The following is a 1,270-nucleotide window of genomic DNA, read 5'->3' as shown; positions in this document are numbered from 1 at the left end:
GCCCAGCGCCGCGAATGCCGCCCCGCCGCCCGCGAGCAGCAGCACGTTCGACAAGCCGTCCGAGATCTGGAGGGCGGCGGAGTTCGTCCCCGCCTCCTCCGGCGCCGAGAGCTTCAGCAGCAGCACGCTCGTCGCGGCGATGACCATGCCCATGCCGAAGCACCCCACGCCCCAGGCAACCGCCACCACCCACACCGGCACCCACGAGACCAGCACGCTCGGCGCCGCCGCGATGGCGGAGGCGACCATCAGCATCCCCACCACCATCAGCCGCTCCCGGTACGGCTCGGCCCACGGCCGCGCCTGCACGTACGAGCCGAGCGCCCACGTCCCCCCGCCCACCGCCAGCGACAGCCCGGCCATGGTCGGCGACATCCCCCGCTGCGTCACGAGCATCAGCGGTACGAACGACTCGGCCGCGATGAACGACCCCGCCGCGATCCCCCGGAGCAGTACGACGGACGGCAGCCCCCGCACCGCGCGGTACGTACCGCGCGGCAGCAGCGCGCGCCGCCCCGCGACGGCGGGTACCAGCAGCGCGGCGCCGGCCACGGCCGGCAGGAGCGAGAGCGGGCGGAGGTCCTGCCCGGCGTACTGGAGCAGCCCGGCCCCCAGCGAGATCATCAGCGCGAGCCGGATACGGCGGCGGTCGAAGGGCTGGGCGGGCGCGTCCGGGTCGGCGGGCCCGGAGGCCATCCGGCGGATGGCGGGCAGCGCGAGCGCGAGCGGGAAGACGACGAGTACGGGAATGCCCACGAACACCCACCGCCATCCGAGGTGCTCGGTGACGCTGCCGGCGGCCAGCGGCCCGACCACCGAGGGCACCACCCAGCTCGCCGCGAAGGCGGCCATGATCGCGGGCCGCATGTGCTCGGGGTAGGCGCGCCCAACCACGACGTACAGCGGCACGATGACCAGCCCGCCGCCGAGCCCCTGCACGGCCCGCCCGCCGATGAACGTCCACATGTTCACCGCGGTCCCGGACAGCAGCAGCCCCGCCCCGAACGCCGCGATCCCGACCGCCAGCGCCCCGAGCGGCCCGCGCCGGTCGGCCCACTGCCCGGCGACGACCATGCCGAACAGGCTGGTGGTGAAGTACGCGGAGAACGCGAACGCGTACAGCGACACCCCGTCCAGCTCCCGCGCCGCCACGGGCATGGCGGTCCCGACGGCGGTCGCCTCGAAGGCGATGAGGACGACGACGGCGATGGTGCCGATGCTGAGCGCGCGGTGGGTTTTGCCGAGGATGCCGGGGGTGCTGGGGTCGGAG

1 protein-coding gene is annotated in these 1,270 nt (G+C 74.9%); it reads right to left on the bottom strand.

The genetic code is table 11. The annotated features are described in order from the left end of the window. Window positions 1-1,270, bottom strand: a 1,270-nt coding sequence (locus tag ACJA3G_RS37195; protein WP_406557424.1) for an MFS transporter, incomplete at both ends; no start/stop codon positions are given.

Origin of the sequence: Streptomyces sp. YS-3, assembly GCF_045257485.1 — a bacterium.
GTDB lineage: Bacteria > Actinomycetota > Actinomycetes > Streptomycetales > Streptomycetaceae > Streptomyces.
This window is presented reverse-complemented; position numbering and strand designations above follow the sequence as displayed.